The 17,943-nt window shown below is 38.9% G+C and carries 11 protein-coding genes and 1 pseudogene; 7 read left to right on the plus strand and 5 right to left on the minus strand.

All coding sequences use genetic code 11. The features are described from left to right. Positions 1 to 18 precede the first annotated feature (18 nt). The 4 genes from AB5217_RS16290 to AB5217_RS16305 are packed head-to-tail and all read left to right on the plus strand — an operon-like array spanning position 19 to position 5,577. Positions 19 to 1,626, plus strand: coding sequence for a RagB/SusD family nutrient uptake outer membrane protein (locus tag AB5217_RS16290; protein ID WP_004310973.1), 1,608 nt, complete (start codon positions 19 to 21; stop codon positions 1,624 to 1,626). Positions 1,627 to 1,669: 43 nt separating this feature from the next. Next, positions 1,670 to 2,620, plus strand: a complete 951-nt coding sequence (locus AB5217_RS16295) for a glycoside hydrolase family 18 (RefSeq protein WP_004310972.1) — start codon at positions 1,670 to 1,672, stop codon at positions 2,618 to 2,620. A gap of 12 nt (positions 2,621 to 2,632) precedes the next feature. Then, complete coding sequence (locus AB5217_RS16300) at positions 2,633 to 4,294, plus strand: BT_3987 domain-containing protein (RefSeq protein WP_032846438.1); 1,662 nt, start codon at positions 2,633 to 2,635, stop codon at positions 4,292 to 4,294. A 32-nt stretch (positions 4,295 to 4,326) separates the two neighbouring features. Continuing rightward, positions 4,327 to 5,577, plus strand: coding sequence for a DUF1735 and LamG domain-containing protein (locus tag AB5217_RS16305; protein WP_004310970.1), 1,251 nt, complete (start codon positions 4,327 to 4,329; stop codon positions 5,575 to 5,577). 1,030 nt (positions 5,578 to 6,607) lie between these two features. On the opposite strand, the pseudogene AB5217_RS16310 reads toward AB5217_RS16305, so the two are convergent. The 3 genes and pseudogenes from AB5217_RS16310 to AB5217_RS16320 form a co-directional block, all read right to left on the minus strand. Then, positions 6,608 to 7,426, minus strand: a pseudogene (locus AB5217_RS16310) (AAA domain-containing protein); the annotation flags it as partial. A 10-nt stretch (positions 7,427 to 7,436) separates the two neighbouring features. Further along, positions 7,437 to 8,513, minus strand: coding sequence for a YhcG family protein (locus AB5217_RS16315; RefSeq protein ID WP_032845663.1), 1,077 nt, complete (start codon positions 8,511 to 8,513; stop codon positions 7,437 to 7,439). A 464-nt stretch (positions 8,514 to 8,977) separates the two neighbouring features. After that, positions 8,978 to 11,755 (minus strand): AAA domain-containing protein, encoded by a 2,778-nt coding sequence (locus AB5217_RS16320; protein WP_042994148.1) that lies wholly within the window; start codon positions 11,753 to 11,755, stop codon positions 8,978 to 8,980. A 249-nt stretch (positions 11,756 to 12,004) separates the two neighbouring features. Here AB5217_RS16320 and AB5217_RS16325 point away from each other — a divergent pair, with 249 nt between their 5' ends. After that, positions 12,005 to 13,045: an alcohol dehydrogenase gene (locus AB5217_RS16325; RefSeq protein WP_229115816.1), complete on the plus strand. Its 1,041-nt coding sequence runs from the start codon at positions 12,005 to 12,007 to the stop codon at positions 13,043 to 13,045. 15 nt (positions 13,046 to 13,060) lie between these two features. Beyond that, positions 13,061 to 13,537, plus strand: coding sequence for a low molecular weight phosphatase family protein (locus AB5217_RS16330; RefSeq protein WP_004310965.1), 477 nt, complete (start codon positions 13,061 to 13,063; stop codon positions 13,535 to 13,537). Positions 13,538 to 13,551: 14 nt separating this feature from the next. Here AB5217_RS16330 and AB5217_RS16335 read toward each other — a convergent pair whose 3' ends face one another. Both AB5217_RS16335 and mnmE read right to left on the minus strand, forming a co-directional pair. Further along, positions 13,552 to 14,394 (minus strand): TrmH family RNA methyltransferase, encoded by an 843-nt coding sequence (locus AB5217_RS16335; protein ID WP_004310964.1) that lies wholly within the window; start codon positions 14,392 to 14,394, stop codon positions 13,552 to 13,554. Between the two features lie 52 nt (positions 14,395 to 14,446). Further along, entirely contained in the window at positions 14,447 to 15,844 is a 1,398-nt protein-coding gene (mnmE, locus tag AB5217_RS16340; protein WP_032846428.1) for a tRNA uridine-5-carboxymethylaminomethyl(34) synthesis GTPase MnmE, read from the minus strand. 134 nt (positions 15,845 to 15,978) lie between these two features. Between mnmE and AB5217_RS16345 the strand changes: the two genes are divergently transcribed. Beyond that, on the plus strand, positions 15,979 to 17,886 hold the full coding sequence (locus AB5217_RS16345; protein ID WP_080706930.1) for a PAS domain-containing hybrid sensor histidine kinase/response regulator: 1,908 nt from the start codon (positions 15,979 to 15,981) through the stop codon (positions 17,884 to 17,886). Positions 17,887 to 17,943 lie beyond the last annotated feature (57 nt).

Below are 17,943 nucleotides of genomic sequence, written 5' to 3' on the forward strand. Positions count from 1 at the left end.
AGATAAAAAGTAGTCACTATGAAATATATAACATCTACCATAAAATTGCTTTCGCTAGCGCTATTGCTTATTGTCGGTTACGCTTGTACGGATAATTTCGATAAAGTCAACCGGAAGGATTATCAGGTTGACAAAGAAGAGCTGGGGCGTGAAAGTTATAACGTAGGCGCCAGTCTTAAAGGATTACAAGGGTTGGTGATTCCTACGGAAGAACATCTCTATCAGTTTGTTGAAGCACTTGGCGCAGGTGCGTTTGCCGGTTACATTGGTTGTACTGTAGAATGGACGGCTAAGTTTGAAACGTATAATCCACCAATAGATTGGCAAGAAGCTCCTTTTTCAGATTTAGTCACCCGTACTTATCCGTTTTATCGGGACTTGTTGGATAAAACAGACGATCCTGTGGCGTTGGCACTGGGGAAACTGTTTCGTGTGGTCATCATGCAGCGTGTGACAGATATGTACGGTCCGATTCCTTATTCAAAAATCATTTCTAAAACAGGTAAGATTTCTCTTACCGTACCTTATGATTCGCAGGAAGAGGTATATAAGCAAATGTTCAGTGAATTGGACGAAGTGAGTGATGTCCTTAGGGATAATCTCAATTTGAGTGCGGAAGCTTTTCGTAAATTTGATGATGTATATCAAGGCGATCTTTCCAAATGGCTCAAATTTACTAATTCACTCAAATTGCGTATGACCATGCGCTTGACTTATGTACCGGAAATGCAGGCGGAAATACAACGAATAGCCGAAGAAGCTGTAACGGCAGGCGTAATGACGGAAATAAATGATAACGCTTTCTTGAAAGTGGAAGAAAATAGGGTTGCTATGATTTTTAATGACTGGAATGACCAGCGTGCGGGGGCTGATATTATCTCATATATGAATGGTTATAAAGATCCGCGTCGGGAAAAGATGTTCACTACAGTGAAAATGATTGTATATGATGAAAACTTCCAACCGCAAGAGGTTGATGGATACGCGGGTATTCGTATTGGCATTGATGTGACTACCAAGGATGAGATGGTAAATGCATACAGCATACCGATTATCAGCAGTACCAGTCCTTTTTTATGGATGAATGCCGCAGAAATCACTTTCTTACGTGCCGAAGGTGCCTTGCGAGGCTGGAATATGGGTGGGGAAGCTAAAGATTTATATAATATGGCGATAGCTCTTTCTTTTGAACAATATGGTCTGTCGGGCTCTGAAACCTATGCGGAGAATTCGACTGACACTCCGGAAGCGTACAATGATCCGACATTTGCCTATACTGATTGGGAAGGTCCGAGAAGTACTATTACTATTGCTTGGGAAGATGGTGCGGATAATTTTGAACGTAATCTTGAACGTATCATCACTCAAAAATGGATTGCTAATTTCCCTTTAGGTGTTGAGTCATGGAGTGAACTCCGCCGTACAGGATATCCTCATCTTATGCCGGTTATAGAAAACAAAAGTGGTGGTAGCATCAGTTCCGAGCATATGATCCGTCGTTTGTGGTATCCGCCTACAGAATATACTGAAAATCTTTCGAATATCAATTTGGCGATAGGTATGTTAGGAGGTCCTGACAATGGGGGAACGAGATTGTGGTGGGATAAGAAATCTTATCTCAATTGACGAGAGAGTTTGAATACGAATAAAAGAATGAAAAAGAATTTATATGAAAACAATAATATATAAACAATTCATTTATAGTCTTCTGTTTTTAACGGCTTTTTTATTGCCTGTTGCTTGTGATGACTGGAATGAACCTGAAATTGTAGATATTGATATTAATAGTGCGAAAGAACAGAATCCGGAACTATGGGCGCGTTATATGCAGGCATTACGTACCTACAAACAAAGTAAACATTACTTGTCATATGCGCACTTTGATAATTCTCCGGAAAAATCGCTAAATGAAGGTAGTTATCTTCGGGCATTGCCGGATTCGTTGGATATTGTGACCTTGGGTAATTCTCACCAAATCTCTGATTATGATCGGGAGGATATCCCTCTATTGCAGGAAAAGAGTATCCGGGTGCTTTATTTGATAGATTATGTAGCTCACGCCTCTTCCTTAACAGATATCACGGCATTAAATAGTTGGTTGGATAAAGAAATTGCTACGTCGGCCGAACTCAATCTGGACGGATTTGCTTTTACCGGTCTTCCGCTCTATAATGGAACTGATGCTGAATTGGCATCGTATAAAGAGAAATCACGGCTGATTGTTTCTAAATTATCTACTGCTACGGGACAGGATAAATTATTGGTATTGGAAGGAAATCCGGCTTTCGTTGATGAAGCAGACTTTGACAAATTGAATTATATTGTGTTGAATACTGCAGAGTTGACCAATGTAACCGATTTGAAATTGCAGGTGACGGGGATTCTTGCCAATAGTTTATTGTCTAAAGATAAATTATTGTTATCTGTTCAAATGGGCGGACAAGTAATTGATGAGACTGGTGTAAAACAAGAGGCTGTAACTTTAATGACTGACCGTGTGGTTGCTCTTGGTCCATTAGCTGGATTGGGAATTTATGCTATAGGCAATGATTATTATAGCCCGATAAGGAATTACGAGATTACACGAACGGCTATTCAACTAATGAACCCATCGAAATAAAAAAGAATTAATATGAAAAAGAATCTTATCATACATTTTATATTAGTATTGTTACTGAAAATAGGAGTAACAGGGTGTACCGAAGAGACTATCTCAATGAATGCGGACAGAATGCCTGACGAGACGGCTATGGATAATATTGCAGGTGCCCTGCGTAACACAACTACATTGACTAATAAAGCATTTATTGAGTTGACGGAAGGGGACGAATCTGCCACAGAGGAAATATTCTATTCACTGTCACAATCAGCCGGAAGCAGGTTGACTGTCACAGCCGTTGTAAACGAGAAGCTTGTAGAAGATTATAATGAGGAAAACAATTCCAAATTGAATACATTGCCGGCTGGGAATGTGCAGTTCGAAAATGGCGGAGTTCTTTCAATAGATGCTGGAGAACAAAAATCTGCCAAAATCAAATTTACTATATCCACAGCCGGACTGAATACTGATACTCCATATCTTTTGCCATTAACTATGGAAGAAATACCTACAGGAGTAAAGGTGGATACTAAGAAACAGGTGCTTTATTATATTGTAAATATTCGGAAAAGAATAACGACTTGTTATCCTAATAACCAGTATGAACAAATAGATATGCCGCCAATGCGACCTGATGCATTTGTTGTTTTCTATGTGAATACTTCAACTTATCAACCGTTGATAGCTGATGTTTATGGAATTCAAAAAATTAATCAGATAGATTATACTCAAGCTTTACATAATATAGGTAGTATCGTGAATCTACGAATTGTGACAATGGACTATGAGTCTGCAACAGGACGTGCACTGCTCAATTTGAGTAGTGACATACGTGATGTGTTGGAAAAGGCGGATAAGTTTATTCGTCCGCTTCAGGAACACGGACGTAAAGTATGTCTTAGCATTGAAAATGGTAATAAAGGGTTTGGCTTTTGTAATTTAAACGATATGCAGCTTGCAGATTTTGTTCAACAGGTGAAAAATGTGGTAGAACTTTATCGTTTGGATGGAATAAATCTCTGGGACAAAGTGAGTACTTATAACAAGGAAGGTATGTTTGCTATGAATACAGTCTCTTATCCTAAACTAATAAAAGCATTGCGGGATGCACTTCCTGAAAAGTTGCTGACAGTTGTTGATAAGGGAGAAGCTACTGAATATTTTTATGATGTAAATCGATGTGGCGGCATTGAGGTAGGTAAGTATATAGACTATGCGTGGCATGCGTATGATAGTGGAAAAGAAGTGGTACAGATTATAGAACCATGGGACGCAGAGCATCCTTATAGTGAATATACTCGTAAACCTATTATAGGGCTGGCACCGGAATGTTATGGAAGTTTGGTTATTCCATTATATGAAAAAGGAGAAAATCCTTTGAGAGATAAATCGCAATATAGGATGGTGGATTGGAAAATGAATAAGCGTAAAAAAAATAATATTGTTGTATATGCGTTTGATCTTACAGCCAATGAGCAAAATATGTATGAAGGAATGGTGAACGATATCGCGATAGGAGATGGCATTAACGCTATGATGGATGATGGTGCTTATTGGGGGCAATCCATCTATCCTCCTTATGATTGGGGATTTATTTCCGGTGAGTATTCTTATACTTATAAACCGTTGGACTGGCTTTTGCGCCAGATGTATAATGTGTATTCAAAAGGATGGGTACGTCCGTCCGGAATGTGAGAAATAAAATGAATCTTAAAACTAAAGATATAATGAGTCTGATAATTCAAAACAAGAATATAATGAAAATAAGTAATAATTGTTTGGTCATGGTTTTCCTGTTATTAATAACAGGTTGTGACAACAAAGATTATACTAAGGAATCTCCTTTTGGTAATAGTGTATATATTGATGCGGCGAAAGTGAAGGATATAGCTAATTTTACATTTAATAATCTTAAACAGGATGGACAGCAACAGATTTCTGCTGTATTGGCATATCCTGCTGAGCAGGATATAGATGTCAGCTTTCGGACAGATCCTTCATTGATAAGTTATTATAATGCACGTTTAGGGAATAATTATGCAATGTTGGATGCTAAGTATTATAAGTTCTCCACCCAGCATGTTGTCATTCCTAAGGGAAGTGTAGATTCGGAAATGGTAACTATTGAATTTTCCAACCTGATAGACTTGGATATTGACACTAGCTTTCTATTACCTGTTACTATTGGAGAAGCATCAGGAGGGATGAGCATATTGGGCGGATCTAAAAATATCTGTTACATAGTGCGTCGTTCCAGTGCTATAACTACTGCTGTCAGTCTTGCTAACAATTATTTTGAGATACCGGGATTTGTTGCCGGTAGTCCTACTGCTAATGTAGTAAACGGATTGAAGCAACTTACTTTCGAAGCTGTTGTTCGAGTGAATAGATTTGATCCTCTTACTGAAATCTCATCCATTATGGGCATTGAGCAATATTGTTTGTTACGTTTTGGTGATTCTGGCTTTCCTAGACAGCAATTGCAATTTGCGGTTAATGAAATGAAATTTCCAAATGCCAATGATGGTAAACTGTTGCAACCTGGTGAGTGGTATCATGTTGCCGTTACTTATGACACGGAGACAAAGGCTGCTATTATGTATGTAGATGGTAAAGAGCAGAGCCGCATTGACGATTACGGAAATGGGGAAGCCATAAACCTTGGAAAACAGAAGAAAGGAGACTTTATGTTTAAGATAGGACACTCTTATGGAGACCCCGACGATATGAGTCGGCAATTAAATGGAGAGATTTGTGAAGTACGTATATGGAATGTGCTCCGTTCACAAGAAGAAATTTACAGGAATATGTATGATGTTGATCCCCAAACTACTGGTTTGAAAGCTTACTGGAAGTTCAACGAAGGTAAAGGAAATAACATTGCAAAAGACTTGACCGGTAATGGAAATGATGCTGTGGCTTATACAACTGCTATATGGCCGGAGGGGATTGAAGTACCGCAGAAAAATAAAGAGTAGCTTTCGGGAATAATATCTTGAAATGAAATTAGTGCAAATAAATCACCTTTGTTACATTGTGTTTCAAAGGTGATTTTTCTGTTTAGATTCAATTCTTTAAAATATCAGTCATTTTATCTTAGGCGATATATAATGTGCATTTGCTATAAGAATAATGCTTGGTGCTTTGGTTTTCTCGGATTTTATGTTCACCTTTGTATTGCATTACAATATTTAAGTCGTTTATATGTCTTAGGAGATCCTTAGTTGTCGTCAGTTGCAGGTATATATATACTTTGCAGTTAATGATAGTACGGCTCTGTGTTCCTCGTGTGGTAGGTTAATTACCCCACTCATATCCTAGGCTGCGGCTAATAGATTTGTAATGCAGCGGGGGATCAGGGTCGTATCTTTTTATTGAGATTTTTATATATCATTCTGTATTATTTTATAATAAAACATTGATTTTATTGGCTTTATAAGGAAATAGTCTTATCTTTGTAGGGCATTACATGTCTATTTTGCCGACTGGAAGCCAAGGAGCCTTTAGTCGTAAACGACTACGAACATATTAAAAATATGTTCGTAGTTTCGCGATATTACGGTTCTGTCCCCGTGTGGAGGGTTAATGCCCCCACTGTATCCTAGGCTTCGGCATAGATATGTAATGCAACGGGTCGGCAGGACCGTATTTTTTATATTGATTTAGAACTTGACTCTGTAAAGACCCTGTAAATGACCCTGTAAATGGGAAAATTTAGCAATATAAATATTATTTTATGTATCGCTTATCGTATTGATTGAGTAATGAAACGTGCGATATAGTTTAGTGATTATGCAAAGTACAATTCTCAAAGTTATGTTTTGACGTTCGGGATAAAACTCTTTTTCCTCTTACTGAACTATCTGAATTTTTCAGATAGTTGCATCTTCTTGTATTTCTTCTGATTCGTAATAATGGAAGCCTTTTTATCTTTTTGTATATTAATCTGAATATTGATTTGGGTAAGAGAGTGTACGTTAAATATAATTATGGTTTGAGATGGTTATTCTAATGTAAATGTAATACTTCACTTAACTTATCTCCAATAATTTTCTTCTCATTACTACCAATAGTAGACAATCTCACCAATGAAATTCCGTACAACTCTAAAATACGATCCTTTTTAATATCACGTTCTGATTGACTTGTGCCCGATTTATGGAATGTATAACCATCCGTCTCAATAGCCAATACCGGTTGTTTACTCACACGATTATAAATTAGAAAATCAATATGAGTATTTATATTTGCAGCATATTTGCTTTCCTTTTCATTCAATAGAGAATAATCCTGAATCAACATATAGAGTGGTAAATGGCAAATGGTATTCAAATGACGCATATTGATATTCTCTTTCAGAATATCTTCAAGTAAGGCGAATGTAAGATTCTCGGAATCGTATTCGGATATTTTCTTGTGTTTCTTCAAATAGGCAATTCGGGCATCTGTATATTGCTCATATAGATAATCGAATATAGAATGAATCTTACTGGTGGAAACAGTACCATTGTTATATTCGATATAAGCAATCAAATCGCTGATATTGCAGTCTTTGGGTTGTTCGTTTCCCGATACGACTAAATAGAATTGTGACTTAGCCCGCGAAACAGCAACATTGAGCAGGTTTGGATCGTCGGAAAAGGAAGTGATGACATCGTCGACAGTAGTCATGATGATAGCATCCTTTTCTCTTCCCTGAAACTTATGGACTGTTACAACGTCAATATCCTCTTCAAGTGCGGATTTTACTGCATCTACTTGTTTGTTATATGGAGCTATGACGCCAATTTCATCTGTTTCATAAGATAGATTCGGTAGTACTTTCTGCCAGTCAATGTTAGTTATCTCTTAATTTAGCTTCTATCTCTTCAATGGTAGGCATGGTACCTTCCACTTTTTCGGGATAGAACTTCTCCAGATCATATTCGGAAATACCCAAAGGTTGGCTGCTCGACTCCAAAGCATACTGGGCTTGTATGCGGTCTTTCTCTTTGCAAATCAGTAAGCCGATGGTTGGGTTATCCCGTCCTTCCTTACGCAGCAAATGATTGCAAGCTACCACATATCCACCTAATTGACCGATGTCGGCAAAAGCAAATTTACCGATCTTTACCTCTACCACTACATAGCAGGAAAGCGAAAGATTATAAAAGAGTAAGTCGATAAAGTTTTCCGTTTCGCCTATTTCTAAACGATATTCTTTGCCCACATAAGCGAAACCCGTACCCAGTTCAATCAGGAATCGGGTAATGTTATTCAGTAGAGCATCTTTGAGCAATCGTTCATTGTAACGCCCAGTTATACCCGTGAAAGCAAAATTGTAGGGGTCTTTGGTCAACTCCTGTGCAAGGTCGCTCATCGCATCAGGCAATGTTTTTGTAAAGTTAGTCAGTGCCTTGCCCTGCCGCTCATAAAGGTCGGTGCTAATGAAATTGAGCAGCATACTACGACTCCAGCCATTCTCCACCGTCTGGTGAACATAGAACAGAGCTTTGTCTATATCGTCTTTCACTTTATCCATTATCAAGCAATGGTGTCTCCATGGGACTTCAAATATTCCACCAACTTGGTGGAATAATTCCGTTTCATTTTTTCCACCAAATTGGTGGAAAGTTTTCAGAGCATCCTTGTATAACAAATAAAACTTCCTACAATAGTAAATATTGCTCTTTGACAAACCAGCCGCATTGGGTATAGCTTCACGTAAATCTTTGCTCAATCGAGTGATAACACTTTCGCCCCAGCGTTCTTCTACGTGCAATTCAACAATGTCACGACCTAAAAGCCAGTTGAATTTCAACTGTTCCACATTTACTTTCACCGCTGCCTTTATTTGGCTTTGACGATAGCGACCGCAAAGGTCTTTCACCCATTGCAGATATTCTTTATCAAGTATGTTTATTGACTTGTTCATCGTAATCTATAATACTTCAGTTGCGTTAATTTTTAGTTCTCCTGACATCAGCTTCGGGAGAAGTGTGTCGCGTAGAATTGTTAACCTAATACTTTCCTGTTCATTTCTTAGTATTTGGTCGAAATACGGTTTATTTATCTGCCTATTTTTGTAAAACAGATGATTCTTATTGTTATATGTATTGTATCTTATCCGCATTTTAATTAATGTATTTACGATGAGATAGTTTTTTGTCATTGTGATTAATGTTTATTTATGTACTCACTTTAAGTTCTTAGAAACTTTTAATGAGGTTGATGCAAAAGTAGAAAATAATTTCCATAGTGCTGTCGTACTTTAAATGAGAAGTAAATGTAGGCATTATTATTGATGTGATTGTTATAGTTGGAGTAAAATTTATTCTTTTGGTTGTTAGAATATGCAGAAACTCCTATTCTAAAAAAATATGATTTGCAATGAACATTCTAATGCAAGTTTAATACTTCACTTAACTTATCTCCAATAACTTTCTTCTCATTACTACCAATAGTAGACAATCTCACTAACGGAATTCCGTACAACTCTAAAATATGATTCTTTTTAATATCACGTTCTGACTGACTCGTCCCCGATTTGTGGAATGTATAACCATCTGTTTCAATAGCCAATACCGGTTGTTTGCTCACACGATTATAAATTAGAAAATCGATATGAGTATTTATATTTGCAGCATATTTGCTTTCCTCTTCATTCAATAGAGAATAATCCTGAATCAACATATAGAGTGGTAAATGGCAAATGATATTCAAATGACGCATATTGATATTCTCTTTCAGAATATCTTCAAGTAATGCAAATGTAAGATTCTCGGAATCGTATTCGGATATTTTCTTGTGTTTCTTCAAATAGGCAATTCGGGCATCTGTATATTGCTCATATAGATAATCGAATATAGAATGAATCTTACTGGTGGAAACAATGCCATTGTTATATTCGATATAAGCAATCAAATCGCTGATATTGCAGTCTTTGGGTTGTTCGTTTCCCGATACGACTAAATAGAATTGTGACTTAGCCCGCGAAACAGCAACATTGAGCAGGTTGGGATCGTCGGAAAAGGAAGTGATGACATCGTCGACAGTGGTCATAATGATAGCATCCTTTTCTCTTCCCTGAAATTTATGGACTGTTGCAACATCAATATCCTCTTCAAGTGCGGATTTTACTGCATCTACTTGTTTGTTATATGGAGCTATGACGCCAATTTCATCTGTTTCATAAGATAGATTCGGTAGTACTTCCTCTTTGATAACATCTATTTCCCGTTGATTCATGTGACTGCGGGAGTGATTACCTTTGGCTGTCCGTATGGCACAAATGACATCCTCTTCTCCTTTATCACGTGTCATGATGACAAGATCTCCACCATAAAATTTCTGATTACAGAAGTTGATAATTCGGGGATGGCATCGATAATGTTCCCGTAACAAGGTCTGCGGTATATTCGGAATAACTTTGCAGATGGATTGCAAAAAACTCATATTGGCACAATCATATTCCGGCTTAATCAGGCACGCATTAGCGATAAAGTTTAGCTTTTCCTTATTTTCTTCCGTGACCACATTGGGAAGTTGCATGGTGTCACCGACAATGATTGCATTTTTAGCACATGACAAGGCTAAAGCTCCGGTCTCAACGGAAACCTGTGATGCTTCGTCCATAATGATATAATCATATACGGCATCTCGTTGCAGACTGCTTAATGATGAAAAGGTCGTACTTAAGATAATAGGGTATTCTTTCTGTACCTCTCGCCAATTATTTTTTAGATCAGGGAGCGTAAAGATAGGCTTGTCATGATTATTGCCATAGGTATGAAATAACTGATTCTTTAGATATTTCATTGATGTATCGGCCATTTGTCTAGCCATTTCTGCTGCATCTTTGTTGGCAAGTTCCTTTTCTAATGTGTCTATTTCAACTTCCAGTTCTGCATACTTTGTTTGGTAGAATAAGATTTGGAAGTCGGCGATAATCAAACTCATCTCCCGTTTATAAAAACCTTTATCGGGGATTTTACAAATCGCTTTGCTCCTGAATTTAAAGAAGAACCATTTCAACCGTTGAATAAAAGCTGCTATTCCCCGAAGACTTGATGATTGTTCTTTTTCTGCAAATTGTTGACATTCATTCCATAAATTCAGAAGGTCTGCCGAACTGGAATTTTTCCGTTGTTGGAAAGTAAATTCTTTTGTTCCGAACTCTTGCTGATAATGTTGCCACTCTATTTTTAAAGCTTGTATTTCCTGTCTTGCCATGGCAAGGCGTTCCTGTTTGGAAAATATGCTTTTTAGTTCTTCTGTCTGATGATGTATCTGATCGAGAAATTGAGGTTGGTCGGCATCCACATCATGCCATGACTCAAAGTGCTCCGGATATTGTTTTTCCTCTTCTTGAGTCTCGATGAATTTCTCTTTGTTAGCTGTGCTGCCAAGCAATGCAACAATGAATCCCATATCGTATTTGGATAACTTCTCAAGTACATTGACGATGGCGGAGTTATTATTAGATACTACCTGAACAGTCTTACCACGCACAAGGATATTGGCAATGATGTTCAGAATCGTTTGGGTCTTTCCGGTTCCTGGAGGTCCTTGCACAACACTGATTTGATTCTCAAAAGCTGCCTGGACTGCTTTTTGCTGGCTTGCATTACAACCGAAAGGAAAAATCAAGGTTGAGGCAGGCTGGGTCTGCATTTTATATTTTTGAGGATTCAGATATACAGCAATAGCTCTGTTGTTTGCGATGAAATGAATCTTTTCATATTGTTTTGCCAATAGCTTCGTTCCGTCATCAGCTTTCAATTCGTTCGCATCGGCAACTTTCTTCAAATATTCGAATATACTTTTCGAACGACTCTCTCCCAAGCATGATTCGATAATTTCTAAGTCCTTTTCTCTGTAATCATACTCTTTACCATTCAGAAAACGAATGTGCCAATAGTTGTGTGATCCGGCCTTAAAAATAGATAAGGCTTTGATGTTTGATAAAGTTCTCCCTTTACTGATTATTTGATAATTATTGGGGTCCGGTTTGTCCGGATCAGTCAGCCAAAGGACATTTTCTTCTTTGTAAGTATACGCACTGGGAACATTCCGGAATACTACCTTATAGTTGCCATTATGATTTTGGCAACTTTCTATTTCAGGAGTCTTGATTTGACCTTTTATAATAATCAGATTTTCGGAAGTATCTATCATAGGCTTGTGTGTAAATATAATAAGTCATGCTGCTGTTTTTATTTATTATTTAGGATATAAAAGTAAGAATATTTTCCAGAATATCAAAGCTGAAGTAGAAAAAACAGTGAATGACTTTATTCAGCTTTGTATTGTTATAAATATAGAGTGAGATTCGGTTTGGGAGTATTGAACGTGATAAAAGAGATTTGTTTTGCCAATGAAATCATTATCTTTGCAAGGTATATATTAATGAACGAGGAGGATATTATGCTTGCATACACATATATTGAACACGGAAAGTTTGAATTGCAGGAGAAAGCAAGACCGGAAATAAAGGATTCACGGGATGCAGTCGTGCGTGTAACACTTGGTAGCATCTGCACCAGTGATCTTCATATTAAACATGGCAGTGTGCCGCGTGCTGTGCCCGGAATAACTGTCGGGCATGAGATGGTAGGTGTGGTAGAACAAGTAGGGGCTGATGTCACTTCGGTGAAGCCTGGTGACAGGGTGACTGTGAATGTCGAAACTTTCTGCGGTGAGTGTTTTTTCTGTAAGCATGGATATGTGAATAACTGTACTGATCCTAATGGCGGTTGGGCTTTAGGTTGTCGAATTGATGGCGGTCAGGCGGAATATGTCAGAGTTCCTTATGCGGATCAAGGTTTGAATCGTATTCCGGATACAGTGAGTGATGAACAAGCTTTGTTTGTCGGTGATGTGCTTGCAACAGGTTTTTGGGCAGCATGCATCTCGGAAATAACCGCGGAAGATACTGTTCTTATCATCGGTGCCGGACCTACCGGGATTTGTACTTTGTTGTGTGTGATGCTGAAGAAGCCAAAACGCATTATTATCTGTGAGAAGTCTCCTGAAAGAATTCGGTTTGTCCGCGAGCATTATCCTGATGTGTTGGTGACTGAACCGGAAAACTGCAAGGATTTTGTTCTCAAGAACAGTGACCATGGTGGTGCAGATGTCGTTTTGGAAGTGGCAGGGAGTGACGATTCCTTCCATTTGGCTTGGGATTGTGCCCGTCCTAATGCTATTGTCACGATTGTAGCCCTCTATGATAAACCACAACTTCTTTCTTTACCTGATATGTATGGCAAGAATTTGGTTTTTAAAACAGGTGGAGTGGATGGCTGCGATTGTAACGAGATTCTCATGCTGATTGAGGAAGGTAAAATTGATACTACTCCTCTTATTACACATCGATTTCCGTTGAATGAGATTGAGGAGGCCTATCGTATCTTTGAAAACAAATTAGATGGAGTTATTAAAGTAGCTATATCAGGAAATAAATAAAAATAGAATTTGTGTATGAAGAATATACTTATAGTAAGTAATAATGATATGTGCCGCAGTCGTATGGCACAGGAAATTTTGAACTCCTTCGGTAGAGGGATGAAGATTAGTACTGCCGGTATTTTGGCTGGAAATTCTGTCCCTGACGTTGTTTGCCAAGTGATGGAACAAAATGGATATGACTTTTCGCGTAGAAAGCCCTGTGATGTTGCGACGTATGCCCAACAGACGTGGGATTATGTCATTACCCTTTGTCCGGAAGCAGAGGAAGTGCAAAAGGAAATACAGGGTGTAGTGAGAAAATACGTTTCTTTCAACTTTACAGATCCCTTTCAGGGAGGAATTCATGTAGAAGATGAGCAGGAAGAACGGGTTAGGGCACTATATGACATCATGCATAAAGAACTGTATGAGTTCTTTCGAAGTGAATTGATGGAAAAGTTGTTACCTCGCTGTTCCTGTGGCGCAAATACGTATTGTAGGTGTGAGTAGGAATATAAGTAAAATCATATATGTACATCATCCGGTGATGGTGGCAGATCTGTGTCATTTTGAACGCGAAGTTGCCAGAAAGCAATAGCGGATGCGGCGGCTACATTGAGAGAATCGACACCGTTTGCCATAGGAATGCGGACTACATAGTCCGCCTCATTGATTGTTTCGTTTTGAAGACCATCCCCCTCTGTTCCCATTACGATGGCTAACTTGGGTTCGGTTGCTAAGATAGGATTATCGATAGAGATTGATTTCTCCGTGAGTGCCATAGCGACTGTACGGAAACCCTGTTTACGCAACTCATTGGGAGAACCGTCCAACCAAGTCCATGGTATCAGGAAGACAGAACCCATCGAAACCCTGACTGCACGTCGGTTTAACGGATCACAAGAATTGCGTGTTAATAATATAGCATCTATTCCCAAGGCGGCTGCGGAACGGAAGATGGCTCCGATATTAGTAGCGTCTACCACGCCCTCAATGACTACGATCCGTCGAGCTTTCCGACACACCTCCTCTACACTTGGTAGTGCCCGACGACGCATGGCACAGAGGACACCGCGCGTCAGTGTATATCCGGTCAATGTGGCAAGTAACTTTCTTTCACCGGTATAGACAGGTATATCACCACAACGTTCAATGATGCCAGCCGCATCACCAGTGATATGCTTCTGTTCACACAAGAGGGCTAAAGGCTCATAACCAGCATTCAGAGCTACATGGATAACTTTGGGGCTTTCTGCAATAAGCAATCCCTTATCAGGCTCGATACGATTCCGTAATTGAGCTTCGGTGAGGGTACTGAATATTTCTACTCCAGAGTCTGTTAAGGATGATATTTCTATAATGGGCATAGTGATTTCTTTAAACGATCTATTTTATTGCAGCAATGATAGTATGCGCTTCTTACTTACCAATGCAAAAATGTTGAAAGATATTTTGAAGCACCATATCATTCGTAACCTCCCCCGCTATGTCCGAAATGAAGAAGATGCACTCTCGTATGTCTTGCGAAAGAAAATCTCCGGAAATCTGCGAATCAAGTCCGTTCTGTACTCTATGAATAGCTTCCAAAGCTTTGTTTAAAGCTTCGTAATGTCTTACGTTTGTCACAATAATATCATTCTGTGTCACTGTAGGCAAGTGTGCTGCATCAATAAGCATTTTTTGTAATTCACTTGTATTCTTCCGTTGTTTGGCCGAGATGAAAATAGATTCCGTAGATTCTTTGGGGAAGTCTTTTAATAAAGATAATACATTCTCTTTCTGTTTATCTTCAATCAAATCAGTCTTATTGAATACAACAATCAAATGTTTTCCTTCACAACGTGGAATTATTTTCTCCGATAACTGTTCAATTTGAGAAGCGGCATTCACAGCATCTACCATCCAAAGAACAATCTCCGCCTGATCCAACTTCTGAAAAGTACGTTCAATACCCAAACTTTCAATCGTGTCATTGGTTTCCCGGATTCCGGCGGTATCAATGAACCGGAAAGTGATTCCTCCGATATTGACAGTATCTTCGATTACATCACGTGTTGTCCCGTGAATATCACTGACAATGGCTTTATCCTCATTCAATAATACATTCAGTAAAGTCGATTTTCCGGCATTTGTTTCACCGATGATAGCTACGGGAACACCATTCTTAATGGCGTTGCCGACACTAAATGAATGAGCCAACCGCGAAATGACCTGTTCAATTTCATCTGCCAGTTTCCTTAATGCCGAACGATCGGCAAATTCCACATCCTCTTCGCTGAAATCCAACTCCAATTCAATCATGGAAGTGAAATTCAACAACTTGTTGCGTAGATCTGTCAGCTCTTTACTGAATCCACCCCGCATCTGGCTCATTGCCAATCGGTGAGTGGCAGCAGATGAAGAAGCAATCAAGTCCGCCACAGCTTCTGCCTGACTTAAATCCATCTTTCCATTGAGGAAAGCACGTTGCGTATATTCTCCCGGCTGGGCCATGCGGCAACCGTTTTTAATAAGCAACTGCATTACCTGTTGAAGAATATAAGTGGAACCATGACACGTGATTTCCGTACTGTCTTCTCCCGTATACGAATGAGGAGCACGGAAAAGGCTGACGAGCACTTCATCAATCATCTCGTCTTCGTCATAAATACGCCCGAATGTCAAAGTATATGGTTTTTGTTCGCTCAATAATTTGCCAGCTTTGGCTGGCTTGAAGATGCTGCCGGTAATAGAAATAGCTTCCGGACCGGAAACGCGGATGCTTCCGATAGCACCGCCTTGAGCGGTAGCGATGGCACAGATAGTATCTTGAATCATTCTTTTTTCTTTTTGGATGAGCAAAGATAATTGTTTCTAAGTAAAAAACAGAAAATTGAGCACAACTTGTGCTTTATTTGTTTATATTTGCTGCCGTGCAGTGGTACACCAAACAAAATAAAACAATAATGCTTATGGAACCAGCGATTAATTTATATTCTTCCAATGAAAAGAGTGAACTCATACGGGAGAACTCACAAGAAATATTTTCTGTCCTTGCAGCTCATCAAATAGCTTTGTGGGAATATGATATCATTACGGGCAAATGCTCCTTTTCAAACGATTATTTTTTTACACTGGGATTAAAGGATGCCGGGATCATTTTTGAAGATATAGATGATTTCTATCGGTTTATTCATCCGGAAGATATTGAATTCTATAAACAAGCCTTTGCAGAAATGCTTTCATCAGACTCTAAGACTTCACAAATTAGAGTTCGTTGTATAAGTGAACAAGGGAAAGTAATTTGGCTGGAAGATCATTTTCTGTCTTACAAAGAGAGTTGCGAAAGTCATCCGGGTAAACTGCTGGCATATACGGTGAACGTCACTTCACAATGCGAAAAGGAGCAACATATCAAATATCTGGAAGAGTATAATCGCAAAATAATTGAAGCATTGCCGGAATTCATTTTTATTTTTGATGATAATTTCTTTATTACCGATGTCCTGATGGCACCGGGAACGATATTGCTTCACCCTGTGGAAGTGCTACGCGGAGCAGATGGACGATCTATTTATTCACCGGAGGTTAGCGACTTGTTTATTTGTAACATTAGGGAATGTTTGCGTGATGGTAAGTTGAAGGAAATAGAATATCCGCTTGAAGTGGATGGAAGTCTGCATTATTTTCAGGCACGTATCGCCCCCTTTGAAGGAAACAGGGTACTTGCGTTGATACATGACATCGGAGACCGGATTCAGCGTTCGCAGGAATTGATCGAAGCTAAACGTCGTGCGGAAGATGCTGATAAAATGAAGTCGGTCTTTTTAGCTAATATGAGCCATGAAATTCGTACTCCGTTGAATGCTATTGTTGGTTTTTCGGAGATTATCGCAGTGACAGAAAGTGAAGAAGAGAAAATGGAGTATCTGGAAATTATTCAGAAAAACAGTAACTTGTTATTACAGTTAATCAATGATATTTTAGACCTTTCCCGTATTGAATCCGGCAAATCGGAAATGCATTTCCAGCAGGTTGAGATCGCAGGACTAGTGGAAGAAGTGGAAAAAGTGCACCAGCTGAAGATGAAGTCGAATGTAGAATTGAAAGTGATTCGTCCCGAAGGAGAATACTGGACTTCTACTGATCGTAACCGTGTGATGCAGGTATTGTTCAATTTCTTGTCGAACGCAATTAAAAATACGGAAAAGGGAAGTATAACTTTAGGCTTGAAACATGAAGGATCCTGGCTGAAACTGTATGTCAGCGATACGGGTTGTGGTATATCCAAAGAGAAACTCCCTCAAATTTTCACCCGTTTTGAGAAACTGAATGACTTTGTGCAGGGCACCGGATTAGGGCTTTCAATTTGTAAAAGCATTGTAGAACGACTGGGCGGCCGTATCGAAGTAACTTCAGAATTAGGGCAGGGGAGTGTGTTTGCACTCTATTTACCCTATCAGGAAATACCGAAGGAGGTTGTCGAAAGAAGACTTCCGCATAAGAAGAATGTCGATGAGGATAAACGTAAAAAGATATTGGTGGTAGAAGACATTGAGTCGAACTTTGCCCAACTTAATATTCTTCTGAATAAGGAATATATTATTTCATGGGTACGCAACGGACAGGAAGCCATCAATAGTTTCATCCGCGAAAAGCCGGATTTGATTCTGATGGATATCCGTATGCCGATCATGGACGGTATTCAAGCCACTGAAAAGATTCGTACTATTTCTCTGACTGTACCTATTATTGCAGTGACCGCGTATGCTTTCTATACAGAACAGCAACAGGCTATTCAGGCAGGATGCAACGCTGTTATCTCAAAACCCTATTCTTTGGAAAGGTTGAAAGAGACAATAGAATCTTATATCGGATAATTAATTTTCTAAAAGAGAACTAACATTCTGAATGTTGTAGTGTTATTTATTATATAG

The sequence above is a fragment of the Bacteroides sp. MSSM.1001136sp1_RTP21357st2_D2_RTP21359_211015 genome (assembly GCF_040913205.1).
GTDB classification, from domain to species: Bacteria; Bacteroidota; Bacteroidia; order Bacteroidales; family Bacteroidaceae; genus Bacteroides; species Bacteroides ovatus.